The organism is Paucidesulfovibrio gracilis DSM 16080 (assembly GCF_900167125.1).
Taxonomy (GTDB): Bacteria; Desulfobacterota; Desulfovibrionia; order Desulfovibrionales; family Desulfovibrionaceae; genus Paucidesulfovibrio; species Paucidesulfovibrio gracilis.
Genome location: NZ_FUYC01000004.1, coordinates 41968 through 57351, shown reverse-complemented (window position 1 = coordinate 57351; position 15384 = coordinate 41968). Strand labels below are relative to the sequence as shown.

The following is a 15384-nucleotide window of genomic DNA, read 5'->3' as shown; positions in this document are numbered from 1 at the left end:
CTTGCTCCGCCCTATAAGCGGATTGCTATCCTGATACGTTTCTCTGAGGCGCTACCAGCCGTGACGTCCCACGAGATCCACAAAACGGACCTCGCCCAGGTCGCTACGGTGCGCCTCGCCATTGATCTTTTCCACGAGTACGAGGGTTTGGCGTCCTCGATCCGTTCCCACGGGAATAACCAGACGGCCACCTTCCGCTAATTGGCCCACTAAAGGCTCCGGCACCTCCGGCCCTCCAGCAGTCACTAATATCCTGTCAAAAGGAGCCTCCTCAGGCCAGCCCATGGTGCCGTCGTCAAGCTTGCAGCGCACACTGAACAGCCGCATATCCAGGAAACGCTGGCGAGCCGCAAAAAACAACGACTTAATGCGTTCCACAGTATAAACATCGGCCCCCATATGGGCAAGGACGGTAGTTTGATATCCCGAACCGGTGCCAATTTCCAGCACCTTCATATCCGGTTGCACGGCGAGGGTCTGGGTCATCACCCCCACCACGTAAGGCTGAGAAATCGTCTGACGCTCACCAATCGGCAGGGGACAGTCGGAATACGCCTTGGACGCCAACGCTTCCTCGACAAAGACATGCCGGGGAATCTCGCGCATGGCCGAGAGCACCGCGGGGTCATCAACTCCCCGGGCCTCCAGTTGGTCACGCACCATGCGTTCCCGAATTCGTTTCGGATCTACGCGCATTCCGCCCTCCAACAACGCTGTCGCCTATCCAGGCGGATGCATGACCAGATTTTACCCGGCAAGTCAACCAACACACCGGAGCAATGTAAAATGGCATTGACAAAATCGGTATTTTATGAAATTGTTTTATTCAATAATTACAGTAAGGTTAAAGGTGGTATTCCTATGAAGGTCAAGGATTTGATGTCCTCCCCGGTTTTTTCCCTCCGGCAGACGGATACGCTCTACAGCGCCCGGGAGCTTATGCAGATGCAACGCATCAGGCATATCCCCATCGTCACTTCCGACAATCTCTTCATCGGACTAATCACGCATCGCGACCTTCTTTCCGCAACCATTTCGCATCTCGCCGAGGTAGACCCGGAAACCCAACGGGAAATCGACTCCGGCATTCCCATCCAGGAAATCATGCGCACGGACCTTCAGTCCATTTCACCGGAAGCAGGACTGGAAGAAGCCGCCAAAGTACTGCTCAATCACAAATACGGCTGCCTGCCGGTTGTGGACAACCAACGCCTTGTGGGCATCCTTACCGAAGCCGATTTTCTGAAACTCACCATTCAGTTGCTTGAGGCTATTGACAGCGCCGACTGATCCCGCCAACCTATCGCTACAGCGTCTTTCCCCCAATCCCCTAAATTCGTGGGACGGGGCATTTTTTCGTTACGGCATCGTCAATTCAGTCTTTCCTATACGGAGCAAACATGAACACCCTGCATCGCAAACCCGCCCGTAAGGGTGGACGGATTTTTATTCTACTCCTCCTAGCCGCCCTGCTGTGCGTTGCGGGCTGGTATGTCCTTCGCGACACCACGCCCCCCAGCCTGACCATCACTCCGGAACAAGGATTCCTGAATGCGGATTCTCAAATCGTCATTACCGCGCTGGATGAGGGCGTCGGCCTGAAGCGCCTGAATATTCGGATATCCCAGGACGGCAGAGACCGTGTGAGCGTGGACAAGACGTTTGGATCCACCACGCACAAACACGAAGAAATCATCCCGCTCAACGGACAACCGCTCTCCGAAGGACCGATTGAAATTTCGGTTCGCGCCGATGACGGAGGATTATTCCTGTTCTCTCACTCCCGCAAGGCCGAAGTCACCCTCACGCTGGACACAAAGGCGCCACGCATTGAGCTGCACAGTACTCGACACAACATCAGCCAGGGAGGCAGCGGACTGGTGGCCTTCGGTGTGGACGAAGACTTGCGCGAATGCGCCTTGCACATCGGAGATCATGAATTTCCAGCCTATCGCCAGGAGGACGGCTCCTACCTTTGCCTGTTCGGAATGCCCTGGGACATGGGACCGGACGATTTCAACCCCATTCTGCGAGCAGTGGATCTTGCCGGTAATATCTCGGAACGCAATCTGCCGCACCACGCCAATGCACGCCGGTTCCGCTCGGACCGGCTCAACCTGCCCAAAAGCTTCCTTGTCAGAAAAGGTGCCTTATTCCAGCGCATGTTCCCGGACGACCCGGAAACCGACCCCCTGGGGCGCTACATTAAAATCAACAACGAGCTTCGCCGGCAAAACCGCGCTCAACTCTTGGAAATCGGGATGAATACCTCCCCGGAGCCTCTCTGGGAAGGCGTTTTTACGCGCTCCCCTGGGGCTACCACCGCGAAATTCGGGGATAATCGCGACTACTATTTTGAAGGTGTGGCCGTAGACAATCAGACGCACTTGGGCGTGGACCTGGCCAACCATCAAAACAGCCCCATCGAAGCCGCGAACAATGGCACTGTCGTCTTTGCTGATTTTCTGGGCATCTATGGGAAATGCGTCATCGTGGACCATGGGTTGGGGCTACAGAGCCTGTACGCCCATTTGAGCCGCATGGATGTGGCCAAAGGCGACGCCGTAAAAAAAGGACAAGTGGTCGGACTTTCCGGGGTAACGGGGCTGGCCGGGGGCGATCACCTGCACTTCGGCATCATTGTCTCCGGGCTGCCCGTACAACCTCGTGAGTGGTGGGATCCTTCCTGGATCCGCAACAACATCACCCCACGCCTGGAAAAATAATAGAAACGAATCCCTGCTCCGCTTCCACTGGCGACGGAACAACCTGTTCCGTCGCCTTTTTTCATACCATTCTGCTTTCCACAGGCATAATTATTGCTTTCCGTTATCGAAGGAACTTTTTTCCGGAGGAACGGTATGGACACAATCTCCGCCCCAGGCCTACCGGCCATAACCAAAAGCAAAAACGTTGAAAGCTCCTCATTTCCCGGCATGCGTCGCCAACTGAGCAAGGAAGAAGAGCAGGAACTGGAGCAGCTTCGGGAAATGCTCATGGACCTGTTGACCGAGGCAGTGGACAACCCCAACGGTCAACAACGGTCACGCATTCGCGAAATCGAAAACAGAATTGCCGAACTGACCGGTGAAAAGCCCAAGACAAACCTGGCTGCCTACACCAAAAAACTCCCAGGCCAGGAGGATGACCAGGAAGAGCAACAAAACCCTTTGCTCGGCAACAGCGCTTTTTTGGATAATGAGAAGATCCGCCGGCTCACATTGCCGCATATGCCCATTCCCGACGGACCGGGAACCCTTGCCACGCCGCTCTCCAATGCCACGGCCGCGTATCTTGCAGCCGCACAGGATGTCCCCAAGCAATCGCCTGGAATGCCATCCGCAGCCACACCGACGCTTCAGCACCCTGTACGCCAATCAAGCGACAATCTTTTCCCGCAATCCAATCTGCATATTGATCGGCGCATCTGAAAAAAACATATTACCCCTCTTCCACCAGCAAAAAAAAGGCGACCCGGAACAACCGGATCGCCTTTGGCATTTCAAATACAATGACAGCGTCAGTGCGGACGCTCCAACTGCGGCTCCTTGAGCAGCAAATTGGCGATGGGTTCCGCTGACTTGCCCCGCCCACAGAAAATCGCATCCGCACTCTCACAGACCAGAGCCTGCTCAAGCACCTCGTCCATATTCTCCATGGGCAGAATGGTCAGATCGTCCTTGATCTCCTGAGGCACGTCACGAAGATCCTTCTCGTTATCCTTGGGGATCAACACGGTCTTGATCCGTCCCCTATGTGCAGCCAGCAATTTTTCGCGAAGGCCGCCGATAGGCAACACGCTTCCACGGAGGGTGATTTCCCCTGTCATGGCCAAATCGTGACGCACAGGGATGTTCAACAGCGCCGAGACAACGGACGTGGCCAGAGTAATACCGGCGGACGGGCCATCCTTGGGAGTCGCCCCCTCGGGAACGTGAACGTGAATATCCACATCCTGGTGGAAATCACGTTTCAAGCCAAATAAATCCGAACGGGAACGAATATAGGAAATAGCGGCCTTGGCCGATTCCTGCATGACGTCCCCCAGCTTGCCGGTAATGACCACCTTGCCCTTGCCGGGCATAAGTGCCGTCTCCACCATCAGCAGCTCGCCCCCCATCTGGGTCCATGCGAGTCCGGTTGAAACGCCCACGCCGGGAGCCTTTTCACGCTCTCCATGACGGAACCGAGGAATTCCCAAGAAATCCTCCAGACCGGATGCATTCAAAGCGACCTGCATCTGCTTGTCGTCCGCTTCAACGATGCGCATGGCCGTTTTGCGACAAATCGAAGCGATCTCCCGCTCAAGATTTCGCACACCGGCCTCTCTGGTGTAGGTTCGGATGACTTCCACCAACGCATCATCGGGAAGGTCCAGGTTTTCCATGGCCAACCCGTGTTGTTCCAGCTGCTTGGGCAACAGAAAACGCCGGCCGATTTCGCGTTTCTCGGTTTCCAGATATCCGGGCAAACGGATAATTTCCATGCGATCCTGCAACGGCAGCGGAATGGATTCCAGCGTATTGGCCGTGGTGATGAAGAACACCTTGGAAAGATCATAATCCAGATCCAGATAATGATCGTTGAACGTGGCGTTCTGCTCAGGGTCCAGCACCTCCAGCAATGCCGAAGAGGGATCCCCACGAAAGTCCGTGCTCATCTTATCCACTTCGTCCAGACAGAGCACAGGATTGTTGAAAGAGCAGCGGCGCAGAGACTGAATGATCTTGCCGGGAAGCGCCCCCACATACGTGCGTCGGTGGCCGCGGATTTCAGCCTCATCACGAACACCGCCAAGAGAAAGCCGGACGAACTCGCGCTCCGTAGCGCGGGCAATGGACCGGGCAATGGAGGTTTTACCGACACCGGGAGGCCCGACCAGGCAGAGGATCGGTCCCTTGATGGTCTCCACAAGATTTTGCACGGCCAGATACTCAAGGATGCGCTCCTTGGGTTTCTCCAGGCCGAAATGATCCTCGTCCAGGATGGTTCGCGCCTTATCTATGGCCACGTTGGTTTGCTTGAGTTCGCCCCAGGGCAAATCCAGAACCCAATCGACATAGTTGCGCAAGACCGTATATTCCGCAGAACTGGGCTGCATGGTACGAAGTTTTTTCACTTCGCGCATGACCCGCTCGCGGTTCTCATCGCTCATTTTTTTCTTGCCGAGCCGCTCTTCCAGCTCTGCAGCTTCGGCAACGGGATCATCCTCTCGGCCCATCTCTTTGTTGATGGCCTTGATCTGCTCGTTCAGATAATAATCCCGCTGATTTTTTTCCATCTGGTCTTTGACGCGACCCTTGACCCGCTTTTCAATGGTGGCAATCTCCACCTCGCCCAGCAGCATTTCATAAGTGCGTTCCAGGCGTTCATGCGGAGGAAGCGTTTCCAACACTTCCTGCTTCTGGCGGAAATCCACACGCAGATGCGGCATGATGGAGTCGGCCAACTGACCTGGCTCATTTATGCCGGACATGGCGGAAACCGCTTCCGGAGCGACCTTGGAATTGGCCTCGCCAAAGCTATCCAGCCCCTCATGCACGGCCCGCACCAAGGCGTCGGCCTCGGATCCCTCAGCGGTCTGCTCGGGGATCCGTTCCACCCGGGCCATGGAATATTCGTCTTCCGGGGACACCACATTGGTTGTGGGATCCCATCGTCCGCGGTACAGCCCCTCGAAAAGCACCTTAATGGTACCGTCGGGAAGCCGCAGCATCTGAAGAATCTTACTCACCGTGCCGACCTCGTAGAGATCGCCCGGCTCGGGTTTTTCTTTTTCCGGTGCCCGCTGGGTCACCAGAAATATTTTTTTGTCAAAATTGGCCAGCGCACTTTCAATGGCCTTCACCGACGCCTCGCGCCCCACAAACAAGGGGACGATGGACCGGGGAAACATCACCACTTCGCGCAGGCTCATCATGGGCAGGGTAACGAAGTCGATGGGGGAATCCTTCGAGTCGAAACCGAATTTCGGCATGCGTTCCTCCGTAAATCATGAACCTTCGCGTCGGAAAATCCCAACGCGTCAGCCCTACAGGTAATGCCGGAACGCAGGATGTCAATCACCGGCGAACGGGCAACAGCCTTTACGCGCTTTTCACTTCCTGTTGATACAAAAGCAGGGGTTCCTTGCCTTCCTCAACAACGCCCCGGTTGATCACGCACTCCTTGACGCCCTCCTTGGACGGAAGCGAGTACATGATATCCATCATCACGCTTTCCAGGACGTTCCGCAGGCCACGCGCCCCGGTTTTCCGATCCACGGCGCGGACGGCAATGGCCTTGAGCGCGTTATCCGTAAACCGTAAATTCACGTTGTCCAGGCTGAACAGCTTTTGGTACTGCTTGGTGAGGGCGTTCCGCGGCTCCACCAGGATGCGAACCAGGTCGTCTTCGGTCAATTCCTCCAACGAAGTGATCACCGGAACTCGGCCGACAAATTCTGGAATCAGGCCGAACTTGACGAGATCGTTGGGTTCGGTTTTTGAGAACAGTTCGCTGTCCGTGGCGCTCACCTTCACATCCACCTTGGCGCCGAAGCCCATGGCCGAACCTTGCAGCCGCTGCTGGACGATACTCTCCAGACCAATAAACGCCCCGCCAAGAATGAACAGAATATTGGAAGTATCGAGCCGAATGAATTCCTGCTGCGGATGCTTCCGGCCACCCTTGGGAGGAATATTGGCCTCGGTACCCTCGATAATCTTCAAGAGTGCCTGCTGCACCCCCTCACCAGAAACGTCTCGGGTAATGGACGGGCTGTCACCTTTGCGGGAAATCTTATCAATTTCATCAACATAGATAATGCCGCGAGAAGCAGCTTCAATATCGTAATCCGCATTCTGAAGCAGCTGAACCAGGATATTTTCCACATCCTCGCCCACATATCCAGCTTCGGTGAGCGTTGTGGCGTCGGCAATGGCAAACGGCACCTTCAGCACCCGGGCCAGGGTCTGGGCCAAGAGCGTTTTGCCCGACCCCGTGGGACCGATGAGCAAAATGTTGGATTTGTCCAGTTCCACATCATCCTTGCCAGCCGTGGAAGCGTAGAACACCCGCTTGTAGTGGTTATGCACGGCCACGGACAGGATCTTCTTGGCCTGCTCCTGACCGATAACATACTGATCAAGCGAATCGCGAATCTCCATTGGAGAGAGTAGCCGCCCCTCTTCCATGCCGCCGTGCATGATTTCCTGGGCTATGATTTCATTGCACAGTCCCACGCACTCGTCGCAGATATAGACGCTTGGTCCGGCAATCAGCCTTTGGACCTCGTTTTGCGACTTGCTGCAAAAGGAACAGCGCAACTCGTCCGTACCTGTGTTTTTACTCATGAATGCTCCATGTGTTGTGTCGGGATGGCGCCCCCCACGTTTTACTTCGCCCGTCAAAAACGGGTCGGAGGGCGCGAGGGGCTTCAGGCGTCGCGCCGAATCAAGCGCATCTTCAAAAAAGCTTATTCGCTTTCTTTCAGCGTAGTTCCCCGAGACGCCATGATGCTGTCGATGATGCCATACTCTTTGGCCTCCTCAGCACCCATAAAATAATCACGCTCCGTGTCTAGAGCAATCTTGGAAAGATCCTGGCCGCTATGCTTGCTGAGAATCTGATTCAGGTCTTCACGCAAACGAAGAATTTCACGGGCCTGGATATCAATATCCGTGGCCTGCCCCTGAGCACCGCCCAGAGGCTGGTGGATCAAGATCCGGCTGTGAGGCAGGGCATAACGCATTCCCGCCTCGCCCGCACAAAGCAACAGGGCACCCATGCTTGCGGCCTGCCCCATGCAAAGGGTCGCCACAGGCGCGGAAATGTATTGCATGGTGTCGTAAATGGCCAACCCCGCGGTGACGGAGCCGCCCGGGGAGTTGATATACATATAAATCTCTTTTTCCGGGTCTTCCGACTCCAAGAAGAGCAACTGCGCACATATCAGGCTGGCCACATGATCGTCCACGGCGCTGCCGAGCAACACGATGCGGTCTTTGAGCAGTCGCGAATAAATATCGTAGGCACGCTCTGTGCGGCCGGTGGTCTCAATGACGATGGGTACGCTGGGCATAGCCTCTCCTTGCGGTATAGTAACGTATCGGCATCCGGACGTTGAAACATTACCCGCCGTCCACCCGGGGGCGAACGGCGGGTGCAACGCTCACGTCGACATGATGGGGCATTTTCCCCTGCGAAGCAAGCGCCTCGTTATTCTTTCTCGTCGGCGGCAGGCTTCTTGGCCGTCTTCTTGGCAGCGGGCTTCTTGGCAGGCTTTTTCGCAGCCTCATCGCCCTCGTCAGCCTTCTTCGTGGCCTTCTTGGCCGTCGTTTTTTTGGCCGGAGCCTTTTTCGCGGGCTTCTTCTCGCCTTCTCCGTCGTCATCCGCCTTTTTGGTCGTCTTTTTGGCAGCAGGCTTTTTAGCAGCGGCTTTTTTGGCCGGAGCCTTTTTCGCAGGCTTTTTCTCGCCTTCAGCTTCCTCGTCGCTCTTTTTCGCAGCCTTTTTGGCGGCAGGCTTTTTTGCGGGCTTTTTTTCTTCCGCTTCAGGCGCCTTTTCAGTCACCTTGGCGTTGTCGAAAATAAAATCCGTCGCCTTATCCGCCAGGAGGCGATCCCGCAGGGGAACAATCAGTCCCTGCTCTTCATAGTACTGCTTCAGGTTATGGAAAGGCTGCTGCGTCTGCATGGCCATCTGGCTGATGGCAATATCGATTTCCTGCGGTGTCACTTCCAAGGATTCCTTGCGGGCCACGGCAAGCAGGAAAATTTCCGCACGCACGCTTTCCTCGGCCTGGGCGCGGTACTCCTCGCGAAGCTCGTCCAAAGACTTTCCAGTGGAGCTCAGGCTCTTGCCCTGACGATCCAAACGCTGCTCCAGGTCCGCCACCAAACGATCAATACGGTCAGCAACCATGCTGGGAGGCAGCTCAAAGTCCAAGCCCGCCAGCATTTTATCCAACAATTCCTTCTGCGCCTTGCTCTTGACGAACTGCTCACGCTGGCCCTTATACGACTCACGGATGGCGGTACGCATGGTTTCGAGGTTTTCGAACCCGGCTTTTTTGGCCACGTCATCACTCATTTCAGGAATGACACGTTCCTTGACCGCATGCACCGTGGCCTTCATGGTCAACGTACGTCCGGCAATATTCGTATTGATGAAATCCTCGGGGAAGGTGATCTCTTTCTGGCCCATTTCTCCGGGCTTCAGAGTCTTGATCAGGTCTTCAAACTCTTCAAGAGCCTGTCCCTGCCCCAGAGAAAGGTCAAAACTTTCGGCCTTGATGCCGTCCACAACCTTTCCCTCGGCGTCATACGCACCGAAGCTGACAGTAACGACCTCGCCTTCCTTACCGGGGCGCACTTCCTCCAACACCTTAACTTCCGCGGCGTTGTCCAGGATGCGCTTCTCCACCTCAGTCAACTCGGCCTCGTCGATTTCCACGGTCTCCTTTTCCACCTCAAAGGCGGCATAGTCCGGGATATCGATATCGGGAGCGGTTTCAAAAGAAATCTTGTACTGAAAGTCCTCATCCCGAACGAACTCTTCAGCGTCCACGTCAATACGGGACACAGGCTGCGCCCCCAACTCACCCATGATCTCATTGATATGGTAGTTGATCAGGTCCGTGGTGGCCTCGCCGTAAATCTGAGCGCGGAACTTCCCCTCAATGACGGAAGCCGGAGCTTTACCCTTGCGGAATCCACGAACCTCATGGTTACGTTTGTACAAGGCAATAGCGGCGCCCAGAGCGGCGTTTACCTCTTCAGCGGGAACCTCGATAGTAATTTCCCGCTTCACCGGGGACAATTCGTTCACTTCGTATTTCATGACTCCACTTTCCTCCTCGAATCATGCCGTTGGCGTCGCTTGAAATATCTGGTGCGAGAGGGGAGACTCGAACTCCCACGGCTATGCCGCTGGATCCTAAATCCAGTGCGTCTACCACTTCCGCCACTCTCGCCAAAGGGACGCTTATAGAGCACTCCGCTTGAGCGCTGTCAACTCCAATAACCACTCCTGCCCCGGAGACAAGCCCCAGAGCGGATTATTTCAACAAACCAATCAACTTTTCGACCATTTTTACCAGAATACCCGGCGCGGCGGCCCAAAGGCAAACACGCCCTCCGAGACCATAAGCTCCGCCGTCCGCCAAACCGGAAACGCGATCCACGGCTTTATGATTGGACAACGCATGATAGGCTCCCCACTCCAAGGCCGCGTCACATGCCCGCTGCGGCGTCGCCGGGGCATCAGCACGGTCGAAGCGGGCCAGCACGACGTCCATGGCAGCAAGAGCCGAAAGCACATCTTCACCGGGACGCAAACTCAGGCAACAGCGCACATCTTCGCGTACTTTCCGCACGGACAGGAGCACCGCAGCCTCATCATTTTCGATCCCATATTCAGAACGGCCCAGGGCAAACACGCGCCCCCCCGCGGAACGACACACAGGAGCGTCCAACGTAGCCACGTCCTCAAATCCACGGGAAAACGGCATGGACAACGCCATGTTGAGTCCCTGTTTGGGGATAACACGCTCCACTCCGGGCAAACCGGCCAATCGTTCCATAGCCGTTGACAACTCCTGCAGCACAGGCCACCGCTGCCCTTCTTTCAAAACAGGGGCAAGGTGGTTGGGCGGTCCGCTTCCGTTGCCCACATGAATTTCATCCCGAAGGCAAAGGTTCAGATACCGTTGCGCCTCACGAACGGCCTGGGACATTTCCAGCCCCTGTCCTGCATACGTTGCAATGGCGGCAGAAAGCGTGCAGCCCGTTCCATGATTGTTGTTTGTATCAACTCGACGCTGCATGAAGGGCAACGGCTTATGCCCCGGACGCGCAAACCAGTCTGTGGAGGCGACGGAGTCCATTCCGTGGCCTCCCTTGATCAAAACAGCCTTCGGTCCCTGCTCCAGGAGTCGACGCGCCGCCTCGGCAATCTCCTCGGGGGTCCGAATAGTCATGCCCGTGAACAGTTCCGCTTCGGGAATATTGGGGGTAAGCAGCGCAGCATGTGGAAAAACAAATTCCCGCATGGCCTCCACCGCGTCATCCTCCAAAAGCTTGTGTCCGCTCTGGCTGACGCATACCGGATCCACCACCACGGGAAAGGCCGCCTCGCGCAAAAAGGGAGAGACCGCTTTCATGATGGAGGCAGAAAAAAGCATACCGGTCTTGGCGGCGGCCACATCGATGTCCGTCAACACGGTCTTGAGCTGTGTCGCCACAAAGGACGCTGGGGGGGCGTGAATGCCCTCCACCCCCAGGGTGTTCTGCGCCGTAAGAGCCGTAATGACGGAAAGACCGTAACACTGAAGCGCGGTGATGGTCTTCAGGTCGGCTTGGATTCCGGCGCCGCCGCCCGAGTCGGAACCTGCAATAGTAAGAATGCGTGGGAGCTGTTTCATTACAACCTCAGATACTTCATGTCGAAAACGCAGCGACCCAATCGGATGTCGCCGCGCCGCAAGGTGCATAGCAGGAAAAGTCGTCGGGGGAAAGTCGATCAGGAGGGGGATCACCCGCAGGAAAGCTTGACGTACTCGTCCAGGGACACGCCGTTCCAGTTTTTACTGGTCCAGTAGGCGGTGGCCCAAATCATCAAGGCGGTAGCCTGCAGATCGCTCAATCGGCGGAGCTTGACTTCGAGATTGCTTTTACTGGCTCCATGCTGAATGTGAACACTGCGCTCATCGCAGGCTTCCCCAAGGCGAAGCAGCAAATAGGCCTGCTTGGATTGATTCGGCAACAACTTGACGTCCCGATGGGCCTCCAGGACCGTCTTCAGTTCCGCCACGGAAAAATCGTTGGAGACATTGCGGATGCATTTAAAAAAAACATCCACCGCCCACGGCAGGATGAACTCGGCCCCAGCGCTCTTTGTTTTAAAGAACTCCTTAAGCCACTTTTCCTGATCGTGGGTGATTCGTGCAGCAACCTGCGGCATGCGTCTCCCCTCCGCCTCGTATGTCATAGTGTGATCCAATAACCCGAAATACGTATTTGCATCAAGACTTTTTCTAGTTCTTTTATGGTCTCGCTCTAAGATATAACAAGATCAACCGGCCCACGCATCAAATCCGTCCTTGACCTTTTTAAACAACGTCAACAACAGAGAGTCTGGAACATCGTTGCCATTGATATTCAAACGGACGATTTCGGTAACGGTGTTGCGGCTGGGGGTCACGGTTTTCTGCGTAACCAGCACGACGTGCTGCTCGCGCCCCTCTTCGCCGTCCCTTGATGTGACCAACAATACCCACTGATCCTCGCGAAGCTCCCAGGACAAGTCCAACTTCCGACCAGCCGCCGCGTTGCGTTCAATCATAAAAACAAAGTCCCGCAGGGCAAAATGCTTCTGCACCTTGCCAAGCACACCGAGATATTCCCCATTGCGCGTGCGGATGACCAAAGGCCGGGCAAGGTAATCCTCGGACGGAAACAAGGGAGCGTTCTCGGCTCCCCCGCGAAGCAAACGCTCCAACTCTTCTTTGGCACGGCGTAACGAGGCCACCTCGGACTGCACCTGATCCAACTTGGATTGGTACTGCTCCTCGCTTTCCCTGCGTTCCCGCTTCAGCTCGGCAAGCTCATCACGCAGAGAGCGGATTTCACCACGAAACAACGATTGGTTTTCCAAGAGATCGGTCATTTTATCCAAGACCCCACCCATGGCATAGGCCGTGGAGGGGGCGTCCGGACGAGCCTCGGAAACAGGCTCCCCATTGTCGCGGGGCGGCGTGACCACATGGGACCGCATAGCCAGTTCCTGCTCAATTTGTTCCGTCGACCAATTGTTGTTGAACATCTCGCGGATCCTCCTGAAAATATCGATTACTTCAACGGGATAACGTTTTCTCCGCCCTTCCCCTCCCTGGGAGGGGATGTAACCGGAAAAACGATCCTTATAATAGACGACGGTGGAGGGCGGGATATTGAGCTGCCGCGCCACCTCGCGCAAACTTATGAATTGTTTTGTCATCGTCTGGCTGTCTGCTGTTCGCTGTTGTTCAACTAATCAACTATTACACAACTTTTTTTTCATGGTCAACAAGGCTTCTCATAAAAAGACTGGACAGTGCGTGGCTCCTTGTTGTTCACCACTGATCAAAATGATTTTCCGCTTTCACGGTACGCTACTGGAACAACAGGGGCATTCCTCTCCCGCATACATCGTACTCAACACGACAGCCCACTGAACACGGACCGGCATGCCCCAAAAATACGCGGAATGGTTTATCACGCACCAAGCTCCCCCCACTCACCGGCGAGAGAAGCAAGGGCAAAGGCAGGGACCGTCCACAAAAAAATAGTAAAACCGAATTTTATTTAAAAAAAACGCCCGGCAGGCATGACCGGGCGTTTGCACGTTAACGAGCAATCGTTTTGTTGACGAGTCTGCGTTCCTATTGCTTCAAAGGCAATGCGCTGTTCTCGGACTCTGACGTCCCTTCTTCCGCTGTGGAGCCGGCTTCGTCCTTTGCAGAATCCTTCAGCGGCTCTTCCACAGAAGGCGCCGCAACCATGTCGGACGAGTGGTCCTCTTCCGCTTGCCCAGCAACAGACTCCGTTGTGGCAGGACCGTCACGAAGCTCCAAAAGCAGCACCCGAATCCGATCCAGACGTCGCGACTCCGCTCCCGGCCTCAACTGGGAACGCAAAAAGGTTACGTCCTGGAGCATATCGTCCACCATGGACTCCATCAAAACGCGCAACGCCACACTCCGCTGCTCCTCATTCAAATTCATCAGCCGGGCGTTGACCCGCCCCATCTGGCTCACAATGTCGTCAACATACGCATCCAGCGACGACACCGTATTCTTCATGCTCTGATAGTCCTGAATCTCCCTGGTCAGTCCGCTGAGATTACGGTTCAATCCAAAAAAGAAAATCGCCACCAACACCAATGACAGCAAAGAAATCACCAACGCGACTTTGCTGAGATCCCGCGGCGACTTGTCGCCCTGCGGCACGGTACCGTTGCCTTCCCTTGCCTCGCTCTCTTCCGGAGACGGGGAGGCGGAGCCCATCGTGCTACGATCCTGATTCATGGAATTACCCTCCTGCATGATCAGCCTTCATCATCTTGCATCAATCGACATGAAATGCGGCATGATGACGAATTACACCAGTGGGGGCAGCATTGCCCCAGGCCAGCCCCAAAACGTACTGCTCCGGGACGCAGGGCAACGAGAGTCCATCATGCCGGGAAAAACCAAACCGTTTATAATATGCCGGTTCTCCGACCAAAACAACGCCCAATGCGTCCCGTTGGCGCATGATCCGCAATCCCTCGCGAATCAAAGCCGACCCAATACCACGATTCTGCAAGGGAGGATCCACCCCCACCGGTCCCAGGGCGAACCAACCCGATTGAGCTTCCACCCCAAGCCAAACAGGGGAAAAAGTTACCTGACCGGCAACCACGCCATCCTGTTCCGCTACAAGAGAAAGCGTCAGCGCGTCGGCCCTACGCAACGTGTCAACGATGACTGGCTCCATTGGCTCGGAACCCGGGGGATGTTGCGGATGCCCTTTAAAGGCCCGGTACAAAACATGGTGAATGATGTCACGGTCCGTCCCGCGCTCCGGTCGAATCTGCATGTTCCTCCCTGCGTAATCACACCTTACGATTCCCCCGAAGGATACGGACTTCAAGATGTAATTCCAAGTAAAATGAACCGGATCGTCTAGCTGTTCGCCCCAAAAGCCAAAAGCATGTTGCTCCACCGGTAACAACGGGCTATTCAGGATGATGAGTCCCCCTTTTCGCAGGGGCTGCCGAACGTCCCCAAATCCGACAATCCAAGGAGCCGGAACAATGCACACACCACGCCGGATGTTTTCTCCAGGCCTCGTGATCGGCCTGCTGGCCTTCACCCTTTGGTCTTGCGCCCTGCCCGCTGTTCGGGCCGCACGCTCGTTGGGAAGCCAAACCGACCGCATTCGGGCCGAACTCTTCAACGAGGGCGCCTCGGAGCTGGCCGTCCCATTTGCCTCGGGCAAGGCAACATTCCTTCCGGAAGCAATGCCATTATTGGATGACGCAACAGAGGCGCTTCGTGATGTGGATCAGGAAAAATACCGCCTTGTGGTGGTCGGACACACAGACACAACAGGCAGTGCCGCAGCCAACTTACGCCTTTCGCGACAGCGCGCCCAGGCCGTGGCCGACTATCTGCAAGAACAGGGAGGATTTCCCTGGTGGTTCCTCCAGACCATGGGGAAAGGCGAAGAAGACCCCAAGATAACGCCCGAAGCAACACCCGAGGATCGAGCGGTCAATCGTCGAGTGGAGCTGCGGTTGGAAGAAACAGCAGCGGATTAATCAACGGCCCAGCAGTACACCGAAACAAAGAAAAAGGGGCCGCATAATGCGACCCCAATCCCG

General features: G+C 55.6%; 14 protein-coding genes and 1 tRNA gene. 4 read left to right on the top strand and 11 right to left on the bottom strand.

Annotated elements, in window-relative coordinates; translation table 11 throughout:
* Positions 1 to 51: 51 nt before the first annotated feature.
* The gene (locus tag B5D49_RS06525; RefSeq protein WP_078716878.1) at positions 52 to 696 is read right to left on the bottom strand and encodes a protein-L-isoaspartate(D-aspartate) O-methyltransferase; all 645 of its coding nucleotides are present in this window, start codon (positions 694 to 696) and stop codon (positions 52 to 54) included.
* A 165-nt stretch (positions 697 to 861) separates the two neighbouring features.
* Between B5D49_RS06525 and B5D49_RS06520 the strand changes: the two genes are divergently transcribed.
* From B5D49_RS06520 to B5D49_RS06510, 3 genes are all read left to right on the top strand, one after another.
* Positions 862 to 1290 carry a CBS domain-containing protein gene (locus tag B5D49_RS06520; protein ID WP_078716877.1) on the top strand — a complete coding sequence of 143 codons (429 nt, stop codon included), beginning with the start codon at positions 862 to 864 and terminating at the stop codon, positions 1288 to 1290.
* 110 nt (positions 1291 to 1400) lie between these two features.
* Entirely contained in the window at positions 1401 to 2726 is a 1326-nt protein-coding gene (locus B5D49_RS06515) for a M23 family metallopeptidase (protein ID WP_078716876.1), read from the top strand.
* 135 nt (positions 2727 to 2861) lie between these two features.
* Positions 2862 to 3431, top strand: a complete 570-nt coding sequence (locus B5D49_RS06510) for a hypothetical protein (protein ID WP_078716875.1) — start codon at positions 2862 to 2864, stop codon at positions 3429 to 3431.
* Between the two features lie 89 nt (positions 3432 to 3520).
* On the opposite strand, the gene lon is transcribed toward B5D49_RS06510, so the two are convergent.
* The 10 genes from lon to B5D49_RS06460 form a co-directional block, all read right to left on the bottom strand.
* Positions 3521 to 5977 carry an endopeptidase La gene (gene lon / locus B5D49_RS06505; protein ID WP_078716874.1) on the bottom strand — a complete coding sequence of 819 codons (2457 nt, stop codon included), beginning with the start codon at positions 5975 to 5977 and terminating at the stop codon, positions 3521 to 3523.
* Positions 5978 to 6086: 109 nt separating this feature from the next.
* Positions 6087 to 7334 carry an ATP-dependent Clp protease ATP-binding subunit ClpX gene (clpX, locus tag B5D49_RS06500; RefSeq protein WP_078716873.1) on the bottom strand — a complete coding sequence of 416 codons (1248 nt, stop codon included), beginning with the start codon at positions 7332 to 7334 and terminating at the stop codon, positions 6087 to 6089.
* A gap of 122 nt (positions 7335 to 7456) precedes the next feature.
* A complete protein-coding gene (gene clpP / locus B5D49_RS06495; RefSeq protein ID WP_078716872.1) occupies positions 7457 to 8062 on the bottom strand; it encodes an ATP-dependent Clp endopeptidase proteolytic subunit ClpP in 606 nt (201 codons plus the stop codon).
* Between the two features lie 137 nt (positions 8063 to 8199).
* On the bottom strand, positions 8200 to 9819 hold the full coding sequence (gene tig, locus B5D49_RS06490; RefSeq protein WP_078716871.1) for a trigger factor: 1620 nt from the start codon (positions 9817 to 9819) through the stop codon (positions 8200 to 8202).
* A gap of 49 nt (positions 9820 to 9868) precedes the next feature.
* Positions 9869 to 9952: transfer RNA gene (locus tag B5D49_RS06485), tRNA-Leu, on the bottom strand.
* An 84-nt stretch (positions 9953 to 10036) separates the two neighbouring features.
* Positions 10037 to 11401 (bottom strand): bifunctional hydroxymethylpyrimidine kinase/phosphomethylpyrimidine kinase, encoded by a 1365-nt coding sequence (gene thiD, locus B5D49_RS14735; protein ID WP_159447152.1) that lies wholly within the window; start codon positions 11399 to 11401, stop codon positions 10037 to 10039.
* Positions 11402 to 11511: 110 nt separating this feature from the next.
* Complete coding sequence (locus tag B5D49_RS06475; protein WP_078716870.1) at positions 11512 to 11940, bottom strand: hypothetical protein; 429 nt, start codon at positions 11938 to 11940, stop codon at positions 11512 to 11514.
* 111 nt (positions 11941 to 12051) lie between these two features.
* Complete coding sequence (locus B5D49_RS06470) at positions 12052 to 12975, bottom strand: MerR family transcriptional regulator (RefSeq protein WP_078716869.1); 924 nt, start codon at positions 12973 to 12975, stop codon at positions 12052 to 12054.
* Positions 12976 to 13399: 424 nt separating this feature from the next.
* Positions 13400 to 14044 (bottom strand): hypothetical protein, encoded by a 645-nt coding sequence (locus tag B5D49_RS06465; protein ID WP_078716868.1) that lies wholly within the window; start codon positions 14042 to 14044, stop codon positions 13400 to 13402.
* Positions 14045 to 14084: 40 nt separating this feature from the next.
* Positions 14085 to 14597 (bottom strand): GNAT family N-acetyltransferase, encoded by a 513-nt coding sequence (locus B5D49_RS06460; RefSeq protein ID WP_078716867.1) that lies wholly within the window; start codon positions 14595 to 14597, stop codon positions 14085 to 14087.
* A gap of 217 nt (positions 14598 to 14814) precedes the next feature.
* Here B5D49_RS06460 and B5D49_RS06455 point away from each other — a divergent pair, with 217 nt between their 5' ends.
* Positions 14815 to 15321 carry an OmpA family protein gene (locus B5D49_RS06455; protein WP_159447151.1) on the top strand — a complete coding sequence of 169 codons (507 nt, stop codon included), beginning with the start codon at positions 14815 to 14817 and terminating at the stop codon, positions 15319 to 15321.
* The last annotated feature ends 63 nt before the right edge of the window (positions 15322 to 15384 follow it).